The 23,741-nt window shown below is 71.0% G+C and carries 26 protein-coding genes; all 26 read right to left on the bottom strand.

The genetic code is table 11. The annotated features are described in order from the left end of the window. Nucleotides 1–14: 14 nt before the first annotated feature. Nucleotides 15–995 (bottom strand): phage tail protein, encoded by a 981-nt coding sequence (locus OHA98_RS42020; protein ID WP_266931033.1) that lies wholly within the window; start codon nt 993–995, stop codon nt 15–17. Next, complete coding sequence (locus OHA98_RS42015) at nt 996–4,490, bottom strand: phage tail tape measure protein (RefSeq protein WP_266933683.1); 3,495 nt, start codon at nt 4,488–4,490, stop codon at nt 996–998. Nucleotides 4,491–4,951: 461 nt separating this feature from the next. Then, on the bottom strand, nt 4,952–5,284 hold the full coding sequence (locus tag OHA98_RS42010) for a hypothetical protein (protein WP_266933681.1): 333 nt from the start codon (nt 5,282–5,284) through the stop codon (nt 4,952–4,954). A gap of 101 nt (nt 5,285–5,385) precedes the next feature. Further along, complete coding sequence (locus OHA98_RS42005; protein WP_266933679.1) at nt 5,386–6,024, bottom strand: phage tail protein; 639 nt, start codon at nt 6,022–6,024, stop codon at nt 5,386–5,388. Between the two features lie 77 nt (nt 6,025–6,101). After that, the gene (locus OHA98_RS42000) at nt 6,102–6,509 is read right to left on the bottom strand and encodes a hypothetical protein (protein WP_266933677.1); all 408 of its coding nucleotides are present in this window, start codon (nt 6,507–6,509) and stop codon (nt 6,102–6,104) included. Then, the gene (locus OHA98_RS41995) at nt 6,509–6,775 is read right to left on the bottom strand and encodes a hypothetical protein (protein ID WP_266933675.1); all 267 of its coding nucleotides are present in this window, start codon (nt 6,773–6,775) and stop codon (nt 6,509–6,511) included. Before OHA98_RS41995 ends, OHA98_RS42000 begins: the two co-directional genes overlap by 1 nt. Nucleotides 6,776–6,781: 6 nt before the next feature. Next, a complete protein-coding gene (locus tag OHA98_RS41990; RefSeq protein ID WP_266933673.1) occupies nt 6,782–7,141 on the bottom strand; it encodes a hypothetical protein in 360 nt (119 codons plus the stop codon). Beyond that, a complete protein-coding gene (locus tag OHA98_RS41985) occupies nt 7,138–7,554 on the bottom strand; it encodes a hypothetical protein (RefSeq protein ID WP_266933671.1) in 417 nt (138 codons plus the stop codon). The genes OHA98_RS41990 and OHA98_RS41985 overlap by 4 nt, the downstream gene beginning before the upstream one ends. Nucleotides 7,555–7,558: 4 nt before the next feature. Then, on the bottom strand, nt 7,559–7,888 hold the full coding sequence (locus OHA98_RS41980; RefSeq protein WP_266933669.1) for a hypothetical protein: 330 nt from the start codon (nt 7,886–7,888) through the stop codon (nt 7,559–7,561). Continuing rightward, complete coding sequence (locus OHA98_RS41975; RefSeq protein WP_266933667.1) at nt 7,885–8,937, bottom strand: major capsid protein; 1,053 nt, start codon at nt 8,935–8,937, stop codon at nt 7,885–7,887. Before OHA98_RS41975 ends, OHA98_RS41980 begins: the two co-directional genes overlap by 4 nt. 16 nt (nt 8,938–8,953) lie before the next feature. Beyond that, a complete protein-coding gene (locus tag OHA98_RS41970; protein ID WP_266933665.1) occupies nt 8,954–9,346 on the bottom strand; it encodes a head decoration protein in 393 nt (130 codons plus the stop codon). A gap of 19 nt (nt 9,347–9,365) precedes the next feature. Next, nucleotides 9,366–10,109, bottom strand: a complete 744-nt coding sequence (locus OHA98_RS41965; RefSeq protein ID WP_266933663.1) for a hypothetical protein — start codon at nt 10,107–10,109, stop codon at nt 9,366–9,368. Between the two features lie 59 nt (nt 10,110–10,168). Then, nucleotides 10,169–10,972: a hypothetical protein gene (locus tag OHA98_RS41960; protein ID WP_266933661.1), complete on the bottom strand. Its 804-nt coding sequence runs from the start codon at nt 10,970–10,972 to the stop codon at nt 10,169–10,171. After that, entirely contained in the window at nt 10,965–12,404 is a 1,440-nt protein-coding gene (locus OHA98_RS41955; protein WP_266933659.1) for a phage portal protein, read from the bottom strand. Before OHA98_RS41955 ends, OHA98_RS41960 begins: the two co-directional genes overlap by 8 nt. Before the next feature lie 20 nt (nt 12,405–12,424). Beyond that, nucleotides 12,425–14,101 carry a terminase gene (locus OHA98_RS41950; RefSeq protein ID WP_266933657.1) on the bottom strand — a complete coding sequence of 559 codons (1,677 nt, stop codon included), beginning with the start codon at nt 14,099–14,101 and terminating at the stop codon, nt 12,425–12,427. Between the two features lie 12 nt (nt 14,102–14,113). Further along, the gene (locus OHA98_RS41945) at nt 14,114–14,602 is read right to left on the bottom strand and encodes a hypothetical protein (protein WP_266933656.1); all 489 of its coding nucleotides are present in this window, start codon (nt 14,600–14,602) and stop codon (nt 14,114–14,116) included. 49 nt (nt 14,603–14,651) lie between these two features. After that, nucleotides 14,652–15,236, bottom strand: coding sequence for a DNA primase (locus OHA98_RS41940; protein ID WP_266933654.1), 585 nt, complete (start codon nt 15,234–15,236; stop codon nt 14,652–14,654). Nucleotides 15,237–16,029: 793 nt separating this feature from the next. Continuing rightward, the gene (locus tag OHA98_RS41935; RefSeq protein WP_266933652.1) at nt 16,030–16,332 is read right to left on the bottom strand and encodes an HNH endonuclease; all 303 of its coding nucleotides are present in this window, start codon (nt 16,330–16,332) and stop codon (nt 16,030–16,032) included. Further along, nucleotides 16,329–16,574, bottom strand: a complete 246-nt coding sequence (locus tag OHA98_RS41930) for a hypothetical protein (protein WP_266933650.1) — start codon at nt 16,572–16,574, stop codon at nt 16,329–16,331. Before OHA98_RS41930 ends, OHA98_RS41935 begins: the two co-directional genes overlap by 4 nt. Before the next feature lie 598 nt (nt 16,575–17,172). Beyond that, nucleotides 17,173–17,349, bottom strand: coding sequence for a hypothetical protein (locus OHA98_RS41925; protein WP_266933647.1), 177 nt, complete (start codon nt 17,347–17,349; stop codon nt 17,173–17,175). Beyond that, nucleotides 17,342–17,755: a tyrosine-type recombinase/integrase gene (locus OHA98_RS41920; protein ID WP_266933646.1), complete on the bottom strand. Its 414-nt coding sequence runs from the start codon at nt 17,753–17,755 to the stop codon at nt 17,342–17,344. Before OHA98_RS41920 ends, OHA98_RS41925 begins: the two co-directional genes overlap by 8 nt. 14 nt (nt 17,756–17,769) lie before the next feature. Further along, the gene (locus OHA98_RS41915; protein ID WP_266933644.1) at nt 17,770–18,237 is read right to left on the bottom strand and encodes a hypothetical protein; all 468 of its coding nucleotides are present in this window, start codon (nt 18,235–18,237) and stop codon (nt 17,770–17,772) included. Nucleotides 18,238–18,246: 9 nt separating this feature from the next. Further along, entirely contained in the window at nt 18,247–18,507 is a 261-nt protein-coding gene (locus OHA98_RS41910; protein WP_266933643.1) for a hypothetical protein, read from the bottom strand. Continuing rightward, nucleotides 18,504–20,612: a hypothetical protein gene (locus OHA98_RS41905; RefSeq protein WP_266933642.1), complete on the bottom strand. Its 2,109-nt coding sequence runs from the start codon at nt 20,610–20,612 to the stop codon at nt 18,504–18,506. The genes OHA98_RS41910 and OHA98_RS41905 overlap by 4 nt, the downstream gene beginning before the upstream one ends. A gap of 11 nt (nt 20,613–20,623) precedes the next feature. After that, the gene (locus tag OHA98_RS42845; RefSeq protein WP_323179661.1) at nt 20,624–22,141 is read right to left on the bottom strand and encodes a hypothetical protein; all 1,518 of its coding nucleotides are present in this window, start codon (nt 22,139–22,141) and stop codon (nt 20,624–20,626) included. A 125-nt stretch (nt 22,142–22,266) separates the two neighbouring features. After that, on the bottom strand, nt 22,267–23,541 hold the full coding sequence (locus OHA98_RS41895; RefSeq protein ID WP_266931008.1) for a DUF2637 domain-containing protein: 1,275 nt from the start codon (nt 23,539–23,541) through the stop codon (nt 22,267–22,269). Nucleotides 23,542–23,741: the final 200 nt, after the last annotated feature.

Raw genomic sequence — 23,741 nt, 5'->3', positions numbered from 1 at the left:
CCGCTCCCTTCGGTTCAGGCTGTCTCGTACCTCGGGTTGAACCGCAGATCGACGGCGCTGCCGGGGCCCGAGCCGTTCAACAGGAACGTGACCGGGTTCTTGCCGGGGGCGAGCCCCCACAGAACGGCGCTCGGCCAGTCGAGCGCGCCGACCCAGTTCGAACCGTCCTGGTAGCGCACGGTCGGCGGGTCCGTGGAGATCGTGACTTGCTGGCCGGCGAGTAGGTTGCCGTGCCCGACCGCCGTCGGGTCGACCGAGAACGACTCGCCGGTGCCCTCGTGCGTGAACGTGATCAGGCTCGCGGGACCGGTGACGGTCCACTTCGGCCACACGATCACGTCGCCGGGGTTCGTGACCTCGGTCGCGCCGAGCACCTGCGACGACGAGATCGTCGGGTATGGCGTGAAGAACGAACTCAGGCTGCCGGTTTCCCGGTGCACGGCGACCTCGACCGGGTCGACCCAGTACGGGTCTTCACACCACAGCGAGATCGCTGCGGCGTCCGAGACGATCCCGGACCCCTTCGAGCCGCGACCCTCGAACCCCTCGCGGTAGTAGACCGCGATCCGCCGCCGCGTGCCGTCCGGCCGGGCGATCTCCAACCATCCGGGCGTGCGCGTGCCGTCCGGCCCTTCGCGCAGGGTGCGCGTGAACGCGGTTGCGAGCGCCCGCCATCGACCGATGAACTCGACGTGCGTCTCGCCGTAGACGTACAGCGGCCACACGATCGCCCTCGGCTGCGCACTGGCGTACCGCAGCCGTGCGCCGCCCCGCGGGTGCGCGTCGGTGGTCAATTCGTACGGCGTCGCGCCGAGCCCGGACACGCCGTCGGCGAGCGTGAACCATCCGGCCGCCTCGTCGTTCAGCGGCCATACCTTGCCAGTCGGGTCGGTGTACGTGGCTGTCGCGAACCCGATCTCGGGCAGGGGGACCGGCGTACTGCCGCCCCCGCCCGTATCGGGCGGGGTGACTACCGGTGCGGTGATCAGCGGCATTTACCGTGGCCTCCCCACCCGAGCGAGCGCATCCTGTCGCCGCTGCAGCAGCTCCAGATCGCGCACGGTCATGTCGAGCGTGCGCGGATAGATGTTGTACGTGTGGCCCGCGTCGACGGTCGGCTGCCCGCCGCCGGACGGCAGCGCCGCCCGTACCGCCGCGGCGGCCGGTACCGGCTGCTGCAGGCTCCGGGCCATGGTCCGCACCATCGCGGCGCCGACCGCGCCGATCGACGAGTCGTGATCGAGCACGGTCTGCCCGCCGCCGAACTGCAGCAGCTCGGGCCCGTTCTCGCCGACCCATGCGACCTCGCCCGGCCGGGGCCGACCGCCGCCTGCGTACCCGCCTGCACGGTTGTACGCCGAGGCGAGCGAGCCGTACCTCGACAGCGCGTACCGCATCGAGGCGTACACGTTGGCGAGCGGATCCCACACGCCGCGGCCGCGCAGCTTCCCGGCGTACGCGTTGAACGTCGGGTCGATGACCTGCATCAGACCCTTCGAGGGCACGCCGTTCTTGGCATTGATGTCCCAATTGTTGATCGCGCGCGGGTTACCGCCGCTCTCTTGGTTCATCCGGCGCAGGGTGATCCCGAGCAGGCTCGACGGTTGCCCGACGAGCTTGAGCGCCTGCAGCACGACCGACGACCAGCGCTTGACGCCCGAGCCGCCGATGTCTCCCGACGAGCCGCCGAACATGCTCGTCGCGGCGTTGACGACCTTGTCTTTCAGGCTCGACAGCATCTTGATCGGCACCTTGCCGATCATCTGCGCGACCCTGCTCTGCCCGATCTTCGCGATCTTGTCGCGGATGAACTTGGTTGCCTTCTCCCACAGCTTGCCGGGGTTCGACAGGAAGTCGACGCCGTCCATCACGACGCCGCCGACCTTCTTCGCCTTGTCGACCGTCCAGTCGACCGCCGACCCGCCCCAACCCTTGAGCGTGTCGACGACGCCGCCGCCGGCGAACTTCTGTACCGGCAGCTCGCCGGTTTGGTTGATGTAGTTCAGGGCGCCGAACCCGATCTTGCGGGCGGACGACCGCTTGACGACGAACTCGTCGGCCATCATCAGCGCCGGGATCGAGTCCCTACCGGGAACGCCGCCGTGAGTGCGGCCGCCCTCGGCGAGCAGCTTCGGAGCGGCCGGCAGCTTGCCGAGACCGACAAAACCGGCGACCTTATCCCAGACCGCTTTAATGCCCTTCGTATACACCCATTCAATTACAAAGTTGACGGGTGTTTTCGTGAGCGACTTGATCTTGCCGAACGCCGTGCCGATCGCGTCCTTAGCCTTGCCGAACGCGTCGCCGACCAGCCGTACGGCGCTCTTGATCCTGTCGAACTGCGGCTTGAGCGCGTTGTTATACAGCCACGAGGCGACCGAACTGATCCCCTCGAACGCCGGCTTGATCGCGTTCTTCCACAGCCACGTGCCGACCGAACCGACCGCGCGCAGTCCTGTCTTGACGTACTCGAAATAGACCTTGACGCCGCTCCACCACCACGAGGCGAGCGTCACGATCCCGCGGAACGCCGGCGCGATCGCCTTGTTCCACAGCCACGAGGCGGCGGCGCCGAGGGCGGACAGACCGGCCTTGACGAACCCGAAATAGACCTTGACGCCGGCCCACCACCACGAGGCGAGCGCGACGATCCCTCGGAACGCCGGGCCGATCGCGTTGTTCCACAGCCACCCGGCGATCGCGCCGAGCGCCTTGAACGCGATCACGAGCGGCGCAATCACGATGACGGCGAGGACGGTGAACAGCACCTTGCCCGCGGTCGCGATCGCCGAGAAAACCGGCGACAGGACCGTCGACCACAGCCACACCGCGGCCGTGCCGATCGCCTGCAGTCCGATCTTGAGGTACTCGAACCCTGGCTTGAGTGCCCCGTTCCACAGCAGATCCCAGCCGGCTTTTATCCCGGCCCACGCCGCCTGTACCGCGGTCCGGAACCAAGTCACCTTGTTGTACGCGACGATCGCGGCGGCGACGAGTGCCAGGATCCCGACGACGATCAGACCGACGGGGTTCGCCGACATGACCGCGTTCAAGATGCCCTGCGCCACGGCCCACCCGCGGGTGACCGCGGTCACCGCGAGGATCACGCCGCGATAGATCGAGAACGCGGCAGTCATGCCCCACGTGGCGATCGTCGAGGCGCCGGCCACGACGGCGACGCCGCCGATCGCGACGCCGAGCGGGATGAGCCACGCGCCGTATTCCTTGACCCACTGCACGCCGCCGGCGAACGCGTCGCCGACACCCTTCGCGGCGGGCACGAGGACGCTCACGAGGGCGCCGCCGACCTTCTGTGCGGGCGGCAGCACGTACGTGTTCAGGAACTGCCCGAACGTCTTGAGCGCGGGCAGCGCGTACTTGTCCGCGAAGTTGGCGAGCCCCTGCAGCGCCTGCCGCTTGAACACCTCGATCTGATTCGCGGCGGTGTTGTGCAGGGTCTTGCCCATCTTGTCGGCCGCGCCGCCGACCTTGCCGAGCCCGTCGGCCGCCTTGCTCGGGTCGAGCGCGAACAACGCCTGCCCGAGATCCTCGCTCTGCGTTCCGAAGAGCGCGACCGCCGCCTGCGACTGCAGAACCGGATCCTTGATCCCGCGCAGCCGGTCGAGGGTGAGGTCGAGCACGCCGTTCGCGGACTTGCCACCCTTGGCGAACTTCGCCGCCATGTCGTCGGCGTTGAGCCCGAGCATCTTGAACCCGGCCGCCGACGTCTTGCTGCCGTCGACCGCCCGGATCGAGAACTCTTTGATGCTGTCGGCGACGAGGTCGCCGTCGCGGGCACCCGCCTGCAACCCCTGATTGATCAGACCGATCGCGGTCGAGCCCGACAGACCAGCCTTGCGCCATTGCGTCGAGTACTCGTTGACCGTGTCGATCAGGTCGCCGGCCTTATCGGCGCCTGACTGGAACCCGGCCGTGAGCAGATCGAATCCGGCTTTACCGTCCTTGACGAGCCCGGTCCGGATGAGCTGCCCGACCGCCTTTGTCGACTCGCCGACATCGGCGTCGAACGTCTCGGCGAGGTTCAGCGCCGCCTTGCTGAGCCCGGCGATTTCCTTCTTCGGGGCGTTGATCGAGGCGACGCCGTTCTGCGCGAGCGCCTTGAGCGAGTCGTTTACCTGGTCGATCGACTCGCCGTACCCCTTGGAGTAGACCGAGCCCGCGATCTTCCCGGCGCGCGCCGACTCCTTCTCGGTGAGCCCGAGCTGCGCGCCCAACTTCGCGTTGCTCTTGTCCTGCTCGACCGCCTCGGCGAACCCGGCGGCGAACAGCACGCCCGCCCCGGCGGCGACGCCGACGACGCCCTTCTTCAGGGCGCCGCCGATGCCGCCGAGGAACCCCTGCCCGGCGTCCTGCCCGGCCGAGGTGCCGGCCCGTGCCGACTCGCCGCTGATCTGCTGATTGAGTTGCCGGCCGAACCCGCGTGCCTCGGGCACGACGGACACGTACCCGACGCCGACCTCGACCGGCATACGTCATTCCCCCTTGGTCTGCGCGAGGATGTGCTCGTACGCCGCTTTCGCGCGCGCCTTGTCCTGGTCGGCCTTGTCCTCGTCGGGCACCGGGTCGCCCGGCCGCCACGACGGTTGAGGCCACGGCAGCGGACTGCCGCTCTTCTTCGGGTCGCGGTTGGCGTTGACGAACGCCGTCAGCAGCAGCGCGAGCAGATCGCGGCTGTCGGCGGCCGCGTAGTCGATCTGCCGCCACGCGTGCCCGTTGTTCGCGCGGGCGGTAGCGCCGTCCGGGGGCAGGTTCTCGACCAGGACGCGCAGCAGTCGCAGCGTGATCTCGCCTCGCCAGTAGGCGGCGAGCGGTCCGCCCGGCCCGTGCTCGGGGTAGTGGTGGGCGAGGTCTGCCTCGACTGCCTCGGGGTGCTCGCCGAGGACGTCGAGGACGCTGTACGTGTAGGTCTCGACGACGTCGTCGCCGGTCCCTACCCCTTCGTAGGGCGCACCTTCTGCACCTTGTCCTGCGCCTCATTGCGGATGCCGACGTACAGCAGCATCACGCCGTTGACGTCGCCGCCGGCCGCGATGAACTCGTCGTACTGGTCGCCGAGCAGGATGCGCGCGCCGGCCTCGTCGCCCTGCGCGCCGTTGAGTTCGCGCTGCATGTCGTCGGGCGTGAAGATCGGGTGCGGGAAGCTGAACACGGCGGGCGCTTCCTCGGGCCCGACCTCGAACTCGACCCGCTCGCCGCCGACCGCGTCGACGTACGAGCGCTTGACGGTCTCCAGCCGGTACCGCTTGCCGTTGGGCTTGCTCATGATCGTGTCTCTCTCTCGGGTGAGCTGCGGGTGAGCATGTGAGGGCGAGGGGCGGTCGGGGCTCACCCAGAACCGCCGCCCCCCGCCCGATCAGGGGAGGGTTACGGAGTGGCCAGGGAGCGCCACCCCGGACCGTCGACCCAGTTGCGGCACGAGGTGCCGACGACCGAGTCGCGGTAGGCGTTGAAGGTGACCGGGCGCTGCGTCTCCGTGCTGCGCGCCCACTGCTCGTCGTCCTTCGAGGTGAGCCGGGCGCGCGGGAAGAACTTGACGACGTAGATCTCTCCGCCGTCGTCGCCGTAGTCGAGCCCGATGAACAGCAGCCGGCGGAACGGGTTTGCCGGGCTCGCCGCCCGGTCCCACGTCCACGCCTCGCCCATCGCGGGCAGCGCGCCCGTACCCGCGAGCGGCAGCCCCTCGAACAGGGCGATGGTCGCCGCGTTCGTCTCCTGCGGCGCGAACTGCGCCGACAGCACGTCCGATTCGACGTCCGAGCGGGTCGGCTCGACGGACTGCGACGAGGTGACGTCGGACATGGACAGATCGGACGTGAACGTCAGTCCGTCGTCGGTGGTGTAGCCGACCGGCACGTACCCGACAGGGATCGCCGCAAGTACGCCGGTCGCCGGCGTGAACGGTGCGGTGACCGCGGCTGCCGAGTAGTCGGCGGCGAACACGGCCTGTACGAGCTGCTTGCGGATGTACTCGGTGTGCAGCCCGGTCTCAAGAGGTGTGCTCATGATGGGGTTCCTCCGTGGGAAACCCCCGGCCGTCGAGCGGTCCGGGGGTGCGGTGTCTGGGGGCGGGTGAGCCGTGATCAGGGGGCGGCGAGCGCCTTGCCGCGCAGGGACACCTCGACGGCGAACGAGCTGCGTTCCTGCCCGCTCACCGGGTCGGGCGCCGAGTCCGGCCCGCCGACGTCGACGACGTCGTACGCCACCGCGCCGCGCCACCCTGGGATCGCGAACACGAGCGCCCGCACGACCTTGACGAGGTCGGCGACGGCGCCCTCGTCGGGCCCCCAACAGTGGATGTCCAGCCGCGGCCGGTCTGTGATCCGGTCGAGCCGGCTGCCGCCGACCCGCTCGATCCGTACGAACCGAGCCGGCCTCGTACTCGGCACGCGGGTGACGACCGGCACGGCGTCGCCTCGCTCGACGAGCGCCTCGCGCAGGTACCGGCGCACGATGTCGACGCCGTCGGGGAACTCGACCGGCGCCGCCATCAGTCGACCCCGCGTGCGGCGTCGAGGGCGCGCAGCAGTGCCCGCCGCGACACCTCGGGGTCGTTGGTCGAGTAGTCGCCGATCACGGCGCCTCGGGCCCGGCGATCGCCGGTCTCGACGTCGACTCGGAACTGCCCGTCAGCCTCGGATGCCGAGGCGGCCGCGGCGGCGACTGCCCTCGTCTTCCGCTCGATCAGCGCCCGCATTTCTGGCGTGCGCAGGAACGAGGCGATGTTCCGCCGGTTGGGCACGAACCTTGCTGTCACGGCCGGTCACCCCTCGACGCTCTTGAGCCTGATCTCGTAGTGGTGGAACTCGGCCGGCGTGTAGGCCGGACCGGGTGGGCCGATCACCTCGAACGACAGCTCGCCCCACTGCACGCGGGCCGAGCCGTGCACCGTGAGCGAGCCGCCCGCGGTGTCGACCGGGTTGCAGATCATGAGCCATTCGCCGATCTGTGCCGACCGCTGGTCGGTGTCCTCGGCGCCCGTGTTCTGCTGCAGCCACGCGGCGACCTCGGCGTGCATCGTCGCGCCCGGCGACCAGTCGTCGACCTCGTTGTCGTACCGGTCGGTCGTCGTGCCGGGATGCTCGACGTCGACGAGGTGCGGCAGCAGCTCGTCGGGGATCACAGCAACCGCCGCCCGAAGCACGCCGGATCGGGGCGCCAACCTGGCAGCCCCTCGTCGACGAGGGTGAGCGAGTACGCCGTGTCGGCGTCCGGGTCGGTCGCGTCCTCGGGCTGCAGTTGGGCGATCTCGTCCTCGGTGAGGTACAGCCCGCCGTCCTCCCCGAGCGACTCGGAGTACTGCCCGATCGTGCGCTGCCGGTACCCGCCGGGGTTGGCCATGACCCGGCGGACGACCGCGACGCAGATCGCCCGCAGCGTCGCCTCGTCGGGCGTGTGCCCGGTAGGGATGTGCCGCCGCATGATCGCCGTTGCGTCGTCGAGGTACGCCTCGACCTGCGCCCGTTTCGGGCTGCCCTCGGCGAGGGTGACGGCGGCGCGCGCGGTGTAGTCGTCGACTGTTGCGAACGCCGCCACCGCCCTACTCCTTCGGCTGCTCGGGCTCGACGACGCCGGCCGCCTCGGCGGCCGCGATGATGTCCTCGCGGCTCGCGTCGGCGGCGACCTCGACGTCGTGCTGCTCGGCGAACGCCCGCCATGCGTCGACGCCCGAGCCGCGGCCCGAGCGAGGCGGCGCCTCGTCACCCGACCCGCCGCCCGCGCCCGTGGGCGTGGGCGCCTCGGCCGAGGAATCAGCGTCGGCCCACGCGTGCTCGCCGATCCGCTTCGCCACCCCCGGCGGCACCTCGCTGTCGGGCCCGTACGCCGTGCCGTCGACGTGCACGTACGCGATCAGTCGCCGCCCGCTCATGCGATCACCTGCGCCTTGAACGTCAGGTTCGGCTCGCGCAGGATCGGCAGACCGACCGCCGCGGCGTGCGTCCACAGCCGGATCGGATCCTTGCTCTTGTACGTCGCCGCGACGACGCCGGGCTGCTCGCTCGCGACGAGGCTGTACTCGGATTCGAGCGCCTCGGCGGTCGTGCCGAGCAGCGTCGCCCCGAGTTCGGTCGGCTGCCCTGCAGTCGTCGCGCCCGCCTCGGGCAGCAGCGCGATCGCGTTCGCCGGCGTGATCCGGGTCGAGACGCCGTCGACCTTGACGCGAGCGTCGTATACCTCGAACGGCGGCAGGTTCAGCGAGCGCAGCACACTGTTCGCCTGCTCGGCGTTCAGCATCGGCGCCGTGCCCGCCGGGGCGAGCGGGAACACCTGCCGAATCACCTGCTCGCACATCGCGAAGTGCTCGACGACCGCGTTCGGCGCGAGGATCACGGCCGGCGACTCGCCGTTCGTGTCCTCGTAGGTGTTGACCCACGAGCGCAGATCGGTGAGCGGCGTCGCGTTCGCATGGTCCGACCACAGCGTCGCGGCGACGACCGAGTGCGAGGCGGACCGGCCAAAGTCGACGGTCTGCTGCAGCTCGGTGACCGGAGCCTGCGCGTTCACGAGCGCCTGCCCGCGCACGACCTCGAACCGCGCGCCGATGTTGCGGGCGAGGCGCTGCGCGTCACGAGCGATCAGCCGCAGCACGCGCTCGTCGTTCTGGTCGAGCTTCCGCAGCCGCAGCCGGTCGTACTCGTTCAGCGGGATCTTTTCGGAGATCGGGGGCAGCTCGCCCATGACCTTGCCGATCCCCTCGCGGCGGCCGATCTTGCTCTCGGCGTCCCACGAGCGGAACGAGGCGGTCTCGGCGAGCCCGCCGCCACCCTTGGTGTACTCGTACGCGATGTCGTCGACCTCGACGTTCGGGAGCCACCGCGAGAGCGTGAAGCGGTTCACCTGCAGGTCGGCGAGCGCGGCCCGAATCAGGCCGGTGAGTTCGGTCGGTTCGATGAACTCAGTGTCGAGAGTCCAGCTCATCTCAGATCATCCCCTCTCAGACGAACCGGATCGAGCCGGCAACGTCGGTCTTGCCGGCGGCGTCGACCGCGACGGGCAGTCGCGAGGCGCGCACCTTGCCGTGCGTGAGCATCGCGGCCGACGGGTCAACGGTGGTGACGTCGGGCGCCTTGACCGCGGCGTACAGGAACCCGACGAGGGTCGCCCGTCCGTCAACTGCGGCGTTGTCGTAGGGCCCGTACTTGCCCGGCGTCGCGGTGATCTCGCCGAGCGGGATGCCCGACTTGAAATACCCGTCGGGGTAGTGGGTGGCCTTGGTGAATGCCGAGGTGTCGAGCGAGATCGTCTCGGTCGAGTCCGTGCCATGCGCGGACCCGAGCCACGACTGATCGTCCGACCCGAACATCTCAGTCGTCTGACCGAGAATCATGAGTCTGTCCTCCGTGTGTTCAGCTCTTGTCGGAACCCTTGCCGAGCAGCTCGCGGTACAGATCGCGGCCGGCGTCGACGCCGCCGCTCTTGCTGCTGCCGCTCTTGCTGCCGCCGCGGCGGGCTCCCTGGTCGAATCCGCCGCCGCGGCGACGGCGCGTGTCGCGCCCGCCCTCGCGGTCGTCGTCCTCGTCGTTCTCGTCCTTGCCGGACTTCTTCGGGGCGAGCCGGTCGACGAGTTCGCCGATCGCGTCCTCGTCGACCTCGCCGTCGTCGTCGACGTACCGGCGCAGGTTGACGTCGTCGGCGACGTCCTTCGCGTTGTCGAGACGCCCCTTCGCGGCTGCCAGGAACGCCGAGCGGGCGACCCGCTCGCCGGACTTCACACGTTCCTGCGCCACGGCGGCCGCGACCGCCTCGTCGACCTTCTTGTCGGCCTCGCTCATGCCCTCGCGCTTCAGCCGGGCGAGTTCCTTCGCCGACCCGGCGTTCGCCTTCGCGCGCGCCTCGTGCTTTTTCGCGAGCGCCTTCCACTTCGCGGCCTCGGCCTTGTCGTCGGCCTTGTCGTCGCCCTCGCCGCCCTCGTCGCCGTCGCCGTCGTCGTCGTCCGTGTCGGACCCGTCGCCGTCGCCGTCGTCGTCCTGGTCGCCCTCGTCGCCGCCGTCGGCGTACCAGTACGGCGAGAACGGAGTGACCGCGTAGGGGTGCGACCAGCCGGCTTCCGATTCGATGCCGGGCAGATTGGGCAGCGTGCGCGTGCGCATGGTGGTGTCTCCCGTGTCGGGGTGGGTGAGCGGGTGCGTGCGCCGTGTCGGCGCGTCGATCACGGGCTCGGAACGTCGTCCGGGCCGGTGAACTCGTGTCGGCGAACCGCGAGCAGCGGCCCGTACTCGCCGTGTTGGCGAGTGATGATCACGTCTCGATAGTCGGGGGCGCGGCCGCCCGCATCCGACTCCCCGGTGCCTTTCGCGACGGCGTCGTGCGCCTCGCGCAGCAGCGCCTCGTCGATGACGTGCCCCGGATCCTTGTTGCCGACGAGCGGCTCGACCTTGCAGTCGCAGCCGGGGTGAATCGGCATGAGGTTCTCGACCCGGTACCGCTGTGTGCTCGCCAACGTGCACAGCGCGCAGTTCTTCGTACCGGTGAGCCGGCGCCGGAAGAACCGCGCCCCGCCCCGCTGCATGGACTGCTGCGCGGCGTGCGTACGGGCGAGCTGCAGGTCGGTCTCGGTGATGGACAGCAGCCGCGTACGCCCCTCGTTGACCGCCTGCGCGTACGCCTTGCCCTTGCTGAGCGCCGTCCACGTGCTGACGAACGGGCGCGTGTAGACCTCTGCGGGCGGCACGCCGCGCAGCGCCTCGGGCAGTTGCACGCCGACCGGCGCCGCGGAGGTGCCGAGCATGTCGGCGATCATCGCCGACAGGTACGCGTCGGTGATCTGCCCCATCTGCGCCTGCGCCGCGAGCACGGTCGGCAGCACTTGCTCGATGTACGCCGCGGCGTCGCCGTCGCGGTGCCCGCCGAGGCTGTCGAACGCGTCGAGGACGAACTGAATCACCCGCGCCCGCAGCGACGTCGACAGGGAGTCGTACCGCTCGGTGAGCGCCGTCTGCAGCGCCTCACCCACCGGTACCCGCCCCCTCGTCGTCGGGCAGGTTGCCCGCCGTCGGCGCCGGGTTCGCGGGCAGCAGCGAGGCGGCGAGCAGCTTCTGCGCTGCGGCGCCGCCCGCGATCCTGCGTACGCGCTGCGGTGTCTCGCCGAGATCCTCGGCGATGACGTCGAGCGGGTAGCCGATGCTCGACAACTTGGTCGCGGCGTCCGCCTGCACAGCCGGACTCAGGTACTGCGGGTTCGCCCACCGCACCTCGGCCTCGGTGTAGTCCTCGGGCACACCCGCCTGCGCGGCCGCGAGGGACATCACCTCTTCGAGTCCCTCGCCGAACGCGGCGATGTGCTCGCGCACCTTCGCGACGTGCATGATGTCGAGCGCCGAGACCGTGTCGGCGCTGATGTTGATCAGGTCGCTCGCGTAGTAGTACGCGGGTGTCTGCGACAAGATCAGCATGTCGCGCACGTCGGACTCGTGCTCTTTGAGGAACCCTGTCAGGTCGGTTGCGTCGAGCTGCCCGAACTGCGCGTTCTCGCCCTCGCTCACCCACACCGTATTCGGGCCCGGCGTGAACGGCTGCTCGACGACAGTGAGCCCGGTGTCGGGATCCTTGCGCCGGGCGAACTTGTGCCCGCGCACCCACTTCTGCCGAAACCCGCTGTACCGGCTCGCAGCCATGCGGTTAAGCACGCCCATGTTCACGCGGTCCTGCGTGTCCAGCACGCACGCGAACTCGGGCTCGGGGTCCTCGCCCAAATCCGGCATGCGGGCGAACTCGACGAGGGGCATCCGGCCGAGGTCGTGCGGCTCGCCCTCGTCGCTGTCGCCGACGTACACCCACGAGTCCGGCCCCCACGGCAGCCGGCGCCCGCTGCACCGCTCGGCGCTGCGGTACGGGAACGAGCGGTCGTCGTACAGCACTCGGGCGTACGCGTAGCCGTCGACGTCGTTGTGATACGCCTTCAACCCGACGAGCGGCTCACCGGTCTCGGGGTCGTACTCGACGACGCACTCGCTCGGGTGCTCGGGCGTGATGAGCGGGCTCGGCCGACGGTTGTCTTCCGTCCTGGTCGGGTGCGGTCCGACGAGCATGTACCCGACCGACTGTGCCATCGAGCAGCGCCATACGAGTTTCTGCCGCGAGTCGAGGCGGTTCGCCTGCCACCATCGCGACGCCCGGTCGTCCGGCTCGCCGTCGGGCCCGGTCACGCCGAGGGCGAGCAGCCGGTGCACCGACGCGCCCGCGATCAGTCCACAGAAGTTGGTGCGCGCCTTGCGTTGAAAGTCGATGAATGCCGCCTCGGCGTTCTTCGGCAACTGCGGCAGGGGCGGCCGGCCGCGGTAGTACAGCCACCACTCGTCGAGCTGTCCCACCCTCTTACGCAGCCGACGCCCGAGGCGCAACAGCATGTAATCCGGGTTGTCTAGCTCCGGAGTCTCGTCGAGCACAGCGCCCCCCTTCGGGTCGGTCAGAACGTGCCGCCGAACATCTCTTCTTCCTCGACCGCGACGCCCTTCGCGATCGCGTCGAGGCGGCACTGCCAAGCGAGCACCGAGGCGACCGCGGCGTCGATCTTGTTCGGGCTGTCCGGGTGTGCCTTGGCGATCTGCAGGCCCGAACGGCTCGGCCGCCGACGGGCATTGCACAGATGCCGCACGAGCGCCGACGCCCCGTCGTGCGTGAGTTCGCCCTCGGTGAGCGCCGTATGGAACTTCTCAAGCGCCCGCACGATCAGCGTCGAGCGGCCGCCGGTCATCCACCACTCGACCGGATGGTTCCGGGTCGCCTGCACCTGCAGGCGCGGGCCGTACGCCGCTTCCCAATCCGCAACGTGGCTTTCCCACTTGGCGGGGTCGGCGTAGAACCCGACGACGTCGTACGTCGCGAACGCCTCGTGCACCGCGGCGAGCACCTCGACGACGGGCACCTGCCAGTCGATCGGAGCGCCGTCCGGGCCGAGCTGCGGCCGCTCGGGCTGCTCCCACACACCGATCGTGAACAGGTGCCCGTCGGACAGCCGGCAGCCGATCAGTGCCGTCGCGTCGGTCACCCCGCGCGCCCGCTTCCGCGAGCCGTCGAACCCGAGCACGATCCGGTCGCCGGGCTGCACCGAGCGGCCGAGGTCGGACGACGCCCGCACCTCGGGCTCGGTGAGCCACGCGTCGGCGGCGTGGGTGATCTGGTTCAACAGGTCGGCGCGCAGATCCTGCGGCTCGTTCGAGGTGTCCCAGAACTCAGACGTGAGCCGCTCGATCGGCGACCATCCCGGCGAGCACGGCGGGTCGTGCAGCACGCACCCGTCGGGGTGATCGCTGCTGTCGCCGTACGCGTACCGGAGCCCGGCGACGAGCGACTGCTCGTCGGTCATGTCGGTCTCGGGCGGCGCCTCGCGGTGATCGGCAAGGATGCCGCGCGCCCTCGACCGGCCGTCGATGATCGCCTGATAGTCGGCCGCCGACTTCTCAGCTACCGACCCGACGCCCGGCGTGTACGCGTTCGGTGTCTCGATCAGCGACCCGCCGAGCTTGGCGGCGTTGAACCGCATCACCTTCGCGAGCCGAACGCCGCCGTTCGTCGCCGTCCATTCCTCGGTCTGGTCGAGCGAGGCGAAACAGGCGGGGTCACCCTTGGTCGACGTCGCGCTCGACGTGATCGGGGAGACCTCGCCGCGCGGCAGATAGATCACGGTGTCGAGCACTTCGAGCCCGTAGTCGGTCGACAGGCTGCGGCCGCGCGCCATCTCCAAAAGCGGGATCCACGTGTTGTCGGTCTGCTGCTCGGTCACCGCGGCGATACGCACGAGCGGCGTACGGATCGAGTGCCACGGCCGGCCGACCGGCTCGCCGTCGGCGTCGAACCCGTCGGCGACCACATCGGCGCACGCCTCGGTGAGCGCGATCGCCCCGACGAACGGGCTCTTGCCCCACCCGCGCGGCCGGCTGAGCAGCGCGCGGTGAATGACCCGCTTACCGGTGAGCGGGTGCACCTCGTAGTACCGCAGCAGAAACTCAGCCTGCTCGGCCGTCGGAATGAACGGCTCGCCGTCGTCCCGGCCGGGCTGTGCAAGGTTCTGCATCATCCAGTCGAGGACGTAGTACCCGAGCGTCGGGCGCTCGCCCTCGTACTGTGGGCCGCGCCACGGCATGACGCCCCCTTGCTACGCGCCCTCGCCCTGGTCGGTCTTCCCGCCCGGCATCATTCGCAGGTTTCCGTACCGCTCACGCGCGGACGGACCGCCCGAGCTGCCGCTGCCGCCGTCGGCGCCGTCCGCCTCGGCGAACACCATGCGCAGCCGCGCCCGGTCCGCGGGCGTCGCCCCGAACGCTGCGACGCGCAGCCGCAGTTCGCCGGCCGCCGACAGATCGCCCGACCACAGCCGGGCGTGAATCAGGGCGGTGTCGAGCAGGTACTGCCAGTCGGACGAACCGAAGTGCTCGGCCTGCGGGCTGTCGATCCACATCTGCCACCACACGCGCGTGCGGCCGGGCCACGTGAACTCGACGAGCTTGCCCTCTTTCTCGACCTCGAAGTCGGGCAGCTCGGGCGGCGCGGCGCGCTCCCACCTGAGTACGGTCTGCGGGATTCCGTCCTTGTTCCGTCGCGCCTTCCTACCCTCTGGCTTCGGCGCCGGTCCCATGCCGCCCATGGCTGTACCTCCCGTGTCGGGTGTGCCGCAGCACGCCCGTGTCGGGGCGCTACAGCAGCGAGTCGATTACGTGCTGCAGGTCGCCGAGGCGCTGCGGCGTGCCGCCGAACGTCCGCCCCGTGACCGCGATGTACCGGCCGGTGCCGTACAGCTCGACCGAGCCGCCGCCGACCGTGATGCGCCTGCCGTGCGGCAGCGCGCCGTACCCCCAGATGTGCAGTCCGTCGCCGCCCTGCGACACCTCGACCCACGTTCCGTCGGCGGCGTCGAGGACGTTGCGCGCCCAACCTGCGACCGCGCCCTCGTCGTCGAGGCAGTGATCGAGGTCGAGGCAGACGACGCCGTCGCCGTCGAGGACGAACCCGAGCCCGGCGCCCGCCGTCGAGCGGGCAGCGTCGCGGTACGTCGACCAGGACGCGGGGTCGGTGCTGCTCGCGGCGCCGCCGTCGACGGACACCGGTACCTTGCGCGAGGTGCGCCGCACCCACCGCGGCCGGCTGGTCAGTTCCGCCGGGATCGAGCGGGCGGCACGGTGAGCAGCAGCTCGGCACGCCGGCTTGCAGAACCGCGCGTGCGACCGGGCCGTGATCGGCATCGGCTCGTCGCAGTGCTCGCAGGTGCGCCTCGTCGTCATGTGTCCATGATACCGCGGCGTACGCTTTTAGCGCTCTGACCTGCATGTATCAGGTTCGTATCGGGAGTGCGGCAGGCTGAGAGGCGCTGTGCGGCCCCTCAACCGCGCGCCATCAAATCAGCCTGCCGCATCCCTGCCCGCCCGCCAGCGGACCGCCCGCGCCCCGCAGCGCGGCCGTTTTCCCCAGACCCGTACACATCCTTAGCCGCAGCACCTCCCGAGCCGCAAAGGGGGGCGGGGAGGGGAGTCACCCCCCAGGGGGGAGGCTCGAATTCGGCGAGCGAATCTCGCGGCGATGTGTCCGGCCTGCAGTTCTGTCTCGGTCGTCAATCCGTGCCGTGCGTACGGCAGTTGCGTGCCCCTGACCTGCAGTTATGTGCGATGTCTTGCAAACGTGCAGGTCAGAGCGTTGCGGGCATGTGTGGTGCGTGCGCCTCGTCGTACGTGGTCGATGTGCTGCTGTCGTGCTCGCACCTGCGACTGAACGATGCATAAACGTGCAGGTCAGAGCGTTGCGATCGTCGTGCAGCGTGCGTGATTTGCTCGCCCGTCCGGTACTTGTGTCCTCGCCTCGCAAACCGTGCGCTGCGTACGGGAGTTGCGACGCTCTGACCTGCAGCTTTGTGCATGTCCTTCGAGGCTCGACTGTGTGCTGCCTGCCTCGGTCGGGCAGTGTCTCGGGCTCGCCTCGTACTGCACTGCTCTGACCTGCAGCGATGTACGCACCTGCGCATACGTGCAGGTCAGGGGGGTGCAACTCGGGGCGGGGGGTGGCGAGTTGGTACCGGGGGCGTCAGATCAGACCGGGGTGTCGCTCGGCCGGGCGCTGCCTGCGTACGGCCCACCGTGCGGCGTTGCCCTGTCTGCTGCTCTTGATCGCGTGGCAGTCGGCGCATAGCGCCTGCAGCATCACGATCCGGTGATCATGCTTGTCGCCGATGTGGTCGACCTGATTCGCCGGGCGTGCGCACACGCGGCCGTCGATCCGGTTGCGGCACCGGTACTCGTCGCGCTGCAGTACGGCCGGTCGGATCACGGTGTACCAGTCGGGCGGCAGTTCGGCCCGTCGGTTGCTGCCTGCCCACCCGCCGCTCATGCGTCGTCGTCCTCGTCGTCCTGGTCGCGGCCGTCGTCGTACGGCTCGGCTCGCTCGGAGCTGCTGTCGAGGGCGGCGTCGGGGGTGAACCCGAACGTCGTGCCGGGCTGCGTTGGCTGCTCGCTGCGCAGCGCGTCGAGGATGCGCAGCGCTGCGTTCTCGGCGTCGTCGAGGCGGCGTCGGCTGTAGCCCTTCGCCTTGATCTCGACCTCGTGTGTCCCGTCGGTGAGGCGTACGCGCATGGGGCGGTGTCCTCTCGACGGGGGGTGGCACGCGCGGGGCGGGCAGCAAACCCGCCATGGTTCGTAACGTCACCACCCCGCGCGAGTGGGGGTGGCGCCGCCTCGGGGGGTGAGGCGGCGCCGAGCCGGTCGAGGGTGGGGTGCTCGGCCGGCGGGTGGGGGAACGACGAACGCCCCGCTGTGAGGGGCGGGGCGTTCGGTGAGATTCGGTGTCCGGGCATGGCGGACTTGCCGACAAGAGTGCGACACGTGATCGACAGAGTCAAGTTCGGGCGGCGAGTTGAGAGTGAGATCGGTTCGAGCGCTCGCCCGCTACTACCTGTAGGTGCTCTCTCTACGGCCACCCCCCTATATAGGGGAGGGGAGGGGAACGCGCGCGCGCGAGTCCCCCGACGGTCCCCTCGGGACAGAACGCGTTGACCTGCGTACTCGTCCGAGAATCGCGAACGATCCGCGTGCGATTCGTCGACGATTCGCGATCGATTCGCACGCGATTCTCGTGCGGAACTGCGTCAAAGGGCCGTCGCCTGCCCGGACATGCAGGCGCCCCGTACCGCGAGGGATGCGGTACAGGGCGCAGGTGCAGCCGGCCGGGGTGCTACTCGGGATCGGCGACGGTCACGACGAGCTGCTGCAGCTTCCCGCCGAACGACAGCCGGCCCGTGGGTACGTCGGTGCCGGTCGCCCCGGCGGCGAACGCGTCGGCGACGAACGCGGCGATCTCGTCGAGGGTCATGAACTTGCCCGCGGGCACGTGCTCGATCTTCTTAGACACCGGTCACCCCCTGCGCGGGGCGGCGAGCTGCCTGCCCGGCGCTGCGGAACGCGTGGATGCTGCCCGCGCCGACCTCGCGGGCGCGGCGTGCGGCAGAGATACGGCTGATCGGCTGCTCGGCAACCTGCAGCGCCGGCCCGTCCGCCCGTTCGCCGATCACCTGCCGCAGCAGTCCGGCGGCACGGTCGCCGAGCGGCACGGACACCGGGCCCGAGCCTCGTTTCGGGTACTCGACTCGGGCGGTCCCGGCGCCGAACTCGACGTCGCGCACGTCGAGCGACAGGGCGTCGCCGAGGCGTACCTCGCCCTCCCACAGCAGCGCCCACAGTGCACGATGCGCGACAGGCACAGACTCGTCGGCGAGCAGCTCGTCGACCCTCGCTCGGGTCAAGGTCAGTTGAGTCATGGCGGCAGTGTCCTCTACTTCCTCGGGCCGTTCTGCGACTTCCAGCCTGCCAGGAACCCGCGATTGTTCGTGATGTACGTCGGCGCCCCGCGTCCCGACCGGCGGCCGCTCGGCAGCGCCCACACGAGCCCGCACACCGCGGCGGCCGCGAGGAACTGCACGAGGCTGTCGACGAGGATCTGCAGCGCCTGCATGCCGAAGTACGCCCCGACGCCCGCCCCGGCGGCGAACACGCCCTTCGCGGCGGTGCGTTGCGCCTGCGGGTCGAGTCCGGGTGTTGCCGGGGGCGCAACGGGCGCGGCCGACACGTACTCGGGCCCGTACTGCGGGTGCAGCATGCCGTCGATCCGTACGTACCCGATCACGCGCATGCCGGGCGGCGGGGCGGGCACGAGCTGCTGCTCGGCGTACGAGGCGACATGGGTCGGGGTCACGGTGCGGTCGAGGGGCGCCGGCCGGGCGAGGGAGCGTTCGGGGTGCATGGCGGTGTCCTAGCTCGCGGTGTCGGGTCGGTGGCGTTCGATGTGGTGGCCGAGGTCGAGCAGCAGCAGACCGAGCCGGTCGACGCCGAGCCCGGCGAGCAGCACGACGACGAGGTGCAGCAGCGGCAGCGCGAGGTGCGGGCCGTCGACGGTGTCGAGGTGAAACAGCACGACGACGATCGGCCCGACGGGGGCGGCGGTCCGCACGACGTCGCCGGCTGCGCGAACGGCTCGGGCGGTACGGCGGCGGGCGGGCGAGGGGCGGGTCATGACGAGGTGCCTCCGTCCGAGGGGAGCACGGCGTATCGGCCGTACTTGGCCTTGTGCACGCGAGGGTCGGCGGCGAGCCATCGGCCGATCGTGGCGGCGTGCGGCGGGTCGATGTCCGGGTACAGGCGGGTGATGAACTCGCGGATCGCCTCGGGCCCGATACCGGCCGGTCCGGACTTGAGCACGACCTCGTACACGAGCGCCTTGCGCGGGTCGCCGCCGGTCTGCTGCGCCTCGTCGAGGGCGGCGGGCGGCGTGTAGCCGAACCCGCTCGCCTCGAAGATGCCGCGCACCTCGGCGTCGAGGTCGGGGTCGCGCCCGGTCGTCTCGTCGATCTCGCCCCGGATCCGGCGCATCGTGGCGTCGGCGTCGGCGATCGCGTCCTCGCCGGTCGGCACCGGGGCGGGTGCCGTCGGCTCGGGGTCGTCCCAATCGGCGGTTGGGTCGCTGTAGCCCTCGCGTACCGGCCGCTCGGCGGGCGGGTCGGCGACAGCGGTCGCGGCGGGTGCGGCGCTGCCGTTGAACAGGTGGTCGGTGTTCTCCCACCTGCGGGCGTACGGCTCGCCCGCGGCGAGGCGGGACAGCTCGTCGAGTTCGGGCCGGTACTCGGCGGTCGCGACGACGATCTTCGCGATCTCGCTCGGCGTCATGCGGTACACGACCAGGGCGCGGGCGGGGTCGTCGAGAACCTTGATCGCGCCGGTACCTGCGACGGGCATGTCTTCCGGCGAGATCTTGTCGCCCCACCCGAACAGGTACGCGACCTCTCGCTCGTCCGACTTCATGGCGATCTTGAGGCCGGACTGCACGACGAGCTGCGGCTCTTCGAGCACATCCTGTGTCGCCCGCAGCGCCGAGGCGATGACGTTGCACGCGACAGCGCGCGCGAGTTCGACGACCTGCAGCAGCACGTCGCCGGCCTTGCGCAAGATCGGGTGCTTGCGAGCCTTCGCCGAGTACAGCTCGGCGACCTCGTCGGCGTTCGCGACGATGCCGGGCACGGCGGCCGACACCGGGATCTTGTCGTCGTCCGCCTCGATCTGCAGGTCGGCGTATCCCGGCTTCCTGGCCTTAGCGATGCGCAGCAGCGCCTCGGCCATGGCGAGCACCTTCTCGGGGGTGTCCGCGACCCAGTCGATCGGCGAGCGGCCGGGCCGTCCGGCTTTCGCCCACGCGCGCAGCCACGGCAGCGCGAGCGAGCCGCCGTTGAGGTCGATCACCCACACGAGGACGTCGACCATGCGGAGTTGCCCGGCGATCGCCACGTTCATCAGGTTCGACTTGCCCGACCCCTTGCGGCCGGTGAAGATCGCCGTCAACTGCCGGATGCACGGCGCGGCCTCGCTGCCGTCCTTGTGAATGCCGAGCTGCAGCCCGTCGTTCAGCGAGCGGGGCGAGTAGTCGTCGGGGTACATGGTCGGGCCGGCCGCGACCTGATTCGCGGTCTCGATGTTCGCGAGGAACGAGCCGCGGTCGGCCCCCTCGGTGATCTCGACCGAGCAGCCGTTCGGCAGCCGAGCGTCGCCGGCCAATCCGTCTTGGTGCCGCTGAATGTCGCGCCACGTATACCCGCCCTCGGGCAACCGCCCTTCGAGGGTCATGCCGCCGCTCGGCCACATCTCGACGCCCACGACGAGCACGCCCTCGATCCCGCTCACGCGCGAGAACCGCGCCGACCACTGCTCGGCGAGCGCCCGGTACCCGCGCATGATCCCGCTGTGCGCGGCCGCCGTGTCCTCGGCCGCGGCCGCCGCCTCGGCCCGCCGCCGCGCAGCCCGGTTGCCCGCCATGGCGGCGCCGAGCCCGACCGCGCCCGCCGCGAGGGTGGCAACGCAATTGACGGTCCACGGACCGGCGTTCAGCGCCCACGAGCACCATGCCCCCGCGCCGACCCATGCGGCCGCGCGGAGTACGAGACTGCCGCGCCCGGCGCCGGACTGCCGGCCCGCGATGTGCGAGCCGACGAGCCCGGCGCCTGCGACGCCGACACCCCACCAGGGGGACGCGCCGGCCGCGTTCGCCGCGTATGAGGCGGCGAGCGCGGAACCGGCGGCGCTGAGCGGGGCAGTGAACGGACCGTGCCCCGACTCCCAATCGATCTGCACTGTCTGCCCTTTCACAGAGAGGTGTCGGCGTTCGCGCGCACGTCCCACTCGCGCTCGCCCTTGCGCTGGTTCTGCAGGCGCTCGATGTCGACGTGATGCAGCTTCTGAAACGCGCCGGGCAGCTCGCGGGCGAGTTCGCTCGCCTTCATCTGCAGGCGGTAAATGCCCTGCATGATCTCGATGATCCGGGGGTCGAGCGGCTGCTCTTCGTGGGCGCGTGCGGTCGAGATCTTCATCGCGTTCGCGATGTGTTCGAGGGCGTCGGGCAGCTTCCCGAAGTCGCGGCCGACCTGCATCATGCCGTCGGGCGAGTAGGTCGTCGCGATGCGTTCGAGTTCCATCGCAGGTGCAAGGAAGTGGTGTCCGCCGGACATGGCGTGTCCTCCGTGAGTCGAGCGGGAACCGCCGGCGAATGCCGGGCGGCGTACGAATGTGGCGACGGGCGGCGGCGACGAGGCGACCGTCGGGCCCGTCATGGCCGGACCGCCGGCCGTACGGCGAGTTGCCCGACGCTGTCGGCGGCGCTGCCAGACGGCGCGCAGCGTGGCGAGGCCGGCGCGCACGCTGCGGTTCCACACGAACGAGGCGGCGCCCGCAATCCCGGAAAGGGCGCCGTCCCACAGCGCGCCCGCGGCACGGCCGATGCGGCGAGCAGCAGCTCGTCGTGCCGTCGCGGTGTTGCGCCACAGTGCGCGGGCGGGGGCGGCCGCCCACCGACCGGCGCGACCTATACCTCGGGCAGTGCGCGCGATGCCGCGCCCCGTGGCACGGATGCCGCGCCCCGTGTTGACCATGCCGCGACGGGCTGCGCTCGCGGCGGGGCGCACCCGCCCGAGCAGGCTGCGCGAGCGGGGCGTGCGCGTCCTGGTCGACGAGGTCGAGGGCGACGTCGAGGGCGAGGTGCCGCCCCGCTTGGGGCGCTTGTGCTTGCCCCCGCTCGTGGGCGTGGGCAGCCGGGGCGACTTGAGCCGCCCCGCGCCCCGACCGCCGAGTGAGCCGAGGGCGCCGAGGGCGCCCCGCCGGGTCCGCCCCGGTGTCCGGGGCGCCGCCCCGCCCTGCGCCCCGGCGGCCGCCCCGCGGGATCCGCCCCGACGGGGCGCCCCGCCCCGCCCCGAGGTGCCGCCCCGCCCTGCGCCCCCGGACGCCCCGCCCCGAGTACGCCCTCGGTTCGAGGTGCCCGCCCCGCCCCGAGTGCGCCCTGCGACGGCGGTCGTACGACGGCGGACGGAACGGCGGCGCTGCAGGGCGCCCCCGGCCGCGAGGGCGACGACGGTCGCGGCCGCGCCCGCCAGTCCAGCCGGGCCGGCTGCCTGATACGCGGCGGTCGCCACCATGGCCGAGGTGTTGCTGACGCCGATCACGAGCGGCTCGACCGGCACGCCGCGGCTGCGGGTGGCGCGCGGTGCGGGCTCGGTTGCAGCCTCGGCAGCCGGCTCGGGCGTGGGTACGGGCGGCGGCGCTGCGGCCGCCTCGACGGGCGGTTCGGGCGCGGCCGCGGCGGGCGCGGGCGGTGCTGCGGTGTCTGACACCGGGGTTGCTCCTTCACTGCGACTGCGGTCGTTGTGATCGAGGGGTGGGTGCGAGGGGGGTGTATCGGCCGGTCAGAGGGGGGCGGGGTCGAACTGTGACTGCAGTCGCGGTCACAGTCAGACCGTCATGTGCCGGTGAGCGCCCGCACGTTGGGCGAGCCGAGTTCGAGCAGCTTCGGGTCGTCCGCCTCGACCTCGTCGCGCAGCTTCTGCGCGTGGCGGCGGGACTTGTACGGGTAGCCGAGCGCGTGCTCGGACTGCAGCAGCTTGACGATCACGCCCTCGCCGGGCCGGCCGTTCAGCTCGGCGTACAGCGCCTTGATCTTCTTCTTCACCTCGGCTCGGGTCGGCGGCCGCTGCTCGTCGCGGGGCGCCTCGGTCTCGTCCTCGTCGGCGGGGCGCTCCGGGGCGCCCTCGTCGTGCGGGGCGGAATCCTCGGGGGCGCCCTCGCTGTCGGGGGCGCCGCCCTGCGGGGCGCCCTGGTCGTCGGGGGCGGGGCGTTCGGGGGCGCCCTCGTTCTGCGGGGTGGACTCGGCCGGGGCGCCCTCGGGTTCCGGGGCGGGGCGCTGCGGGGCGCCCTGCGCCGGGGCGGCCGGGGGCGGGGGCGGCAGCTCGGGGGCGCCCTGCGGGGCGGGGGCGATCGCCGGGGCGCCCTCCCGTTCCGGGTCGTCGAACGGGGCGGCCTCATCCCATGCCGGGTCGTACCCGCCGGCGTAGTCGATCGCCGGGGCGGGGGCGGCCGGGGCGGGCTCGGCGACGAGGGCGCCCTCGACCGGGGTGAGGGGGCGCCCGTACCGGGTGAGCCGCAGCGCGAGCACTTCCTCGAACGGCGCCTTGCTGCGCCACCTGCGCCCGTACCGGTGCCGCAGCCGAGCCCGCTCGGTCAGCCGCTCCTGTTCGAGGGCGATCACCTGCTCGTACGACCGCAGTTCCCACAGCTTCATGCGCCGCCACAGACGGAACGTCGAGATCGGGTCGAGCAGCCACCGCGACAGGCGTACCGACTCCATGTGCTTCGCGGCGCTGATGTCCGCGGCGATGCCGATCGCGTGCCGCGCCGCCTCGACGACGACCACGAACAGAATCGGGATCACGGCATGCATGCCGACGCCGATCGGGTCGGGCCACGCGGCCGCCCCGTTGAACGCGATCGTCGCGACGGTCAGCAGCCACGCGGTTTGACGCAGCAGCCCGAGCGGCATACGCAGCCATGTGAGCAGCAGATCGAGCGCGAGCAGCACGAGAATCCCGGCGTCGAGCCCGATCGGGAAGAGCAGCGCGAACGAGCCGAAGTGCTTCGCTTCCGCGAGGGTGCGAACCGCGGCGTACGAGCCGATGAACCCGATCAGGGCGATCACGGCAGCGCCGAGCGCTACGCCAGCGATGAGCTTGCGCTGCAGGGCGGTGAGCTGCGGTCGGTCACGCTCGGGTTCGGTGCGGCGCTCGCCGTTACTATCAGCCACGGATCGGCCCTCTGCTCGACAGTTGGGGGCACGGTCCGCCCCGACCACATGGCGTTCGCGGCGCCGGCCGGGGCATTCCGTTGTGCGGGTTCGACCGTAGGTGAACCTGCTTTACAGTGTCAACAAGGTTAGGGCAG

The sequence above is a fragment of the Streptomyces sp. NBC_00654 genome, assembly GCF_026341775.1.
GTDB lineage: Bacteria > Actinomycetota > Actinomycetes > Streptomycetales > Streptomycetaceae > Streptomyces.
Note: the sequence above shows the minus strand (reverse complement) of the source record. Positions and strands in the feature narration are given on the sequence as shown.

Coding starts and splice junctions, on each gene's coding strand:
- OHA98_RS42020 (WP_266931033.1), bottom strand. CDS start 995: ATGCCGCTGATCACCGCACCGGTAGTCACCCCGCCCGATACGGGCGGG.
- OHA98_RS42015 (WP_266933683.1), bottom strand. CDS start 4,490: ATGCCGGTCGAGGTCGGCGTCGGGTACGTGTCCGTCGTGCCCGAGGCA.
- OHA98_RS42010 (WP_266933681.1), bottom strand. CDS start 5,284: ATGAGCAAGCCCAACGGCAAGCGGTACCGGCTGGAGACCGTCAAGCGC.
- OHA98_RS42005 (WP_266933679.1), bottom strand. CDS start 6,024: ATGAGCACACCTCTTGAGACCGGGCTGCACACCGAGTACATCCGCAAG.
- OHA98_RS42000 (WP_266933677.1), bottom strand. CDS start 6,509: ATGGCGGCGCCGGTCGAGTTCCCCGACGGCGTCGACATCGTGCGCCGG.
- OHA98_RS41980 (WP_266933669.1), bottom strand. CDS start 7,888: ATGAGCGGGCGGCGACTGATCGCGTACGTGCACGTCGACGGCACGGCG.
- OHA98_RS41975 (WP_266933667.1), bottom strand. CDS start 8,937: ATGAGCTGGACTCTCGACACTGAGTTCATCGAACCGACCGAACTCACC.
- OHA98_RS41970 (WP_266933665.1), bottom strand. CDS start 9,346: ATGATTCTCGGTCAGACGACTGAGATGTTCGGGTCGGACGATCAGTCG.
- OHA98_RS41965 (WP_266933663.1), bottom strand. CDS start 10,109: ATGCGCACGCGCACGCTGCCCAATCTGCCCGGCATCGAATCGGAAGCC.
- OHA98_RS41950 (WP_266933657.1), bottom strand. CDS start 14,101: ATGCCGTGGCGCGGCCCACAGTACGAGGGCGAGCGCCCGACGCTCGGG.
- OHA98_RS41945 (WP_266933656.1), bottom strand. CDS start 14,602: ATGGGCGGCATGGGACCGGCGCCGAAGCCAGAGGGTAGGAAGGCGCGA.
- OHA98_RS41940 (WP_266933654.1), bottom strand. CDS start 15,236: ATGACGACGAGGCGCACCTGCGAGCACTGCGACGAGCCGATGCCGATC.
- OHA98_RS41935 (WP_266933652.1), bottom strand. CDS start 16,332: ATGAGCGGCGGGTGGGCAGGCAGCAACCGACGGGCCGAACTGCCGCCC.
- OHA98_RS41930 (WP_266933650.1), bottom strand. CDS start 16,574: ATGCGCGTACGCCTCACCGACGGGACACACGAGGTCGAGATCAAGGCG.
- OHA98_RS41920 (WP_266933646.1), bottom strand. CDS start 17,755: ATGACTCAACTGACCTTGACCCGAGCGAGGGTCGACGAGCTGCTCGCC.
- OHA98_RS41915 (WP_266933644.1), bottom strand. CDS start 18,237: ATGCACCCCGAACGCTCCCTCGCCCGGCCGGCGCCCCTCGACCGCACC.
- OHA98_RS41910 (WP_266933643.1), bottom strand. CDS start 18,507: ATGACCCGCCCCTCGCCCGCCCGCCGCCGTACCGCCCGAGCCGTTCGC.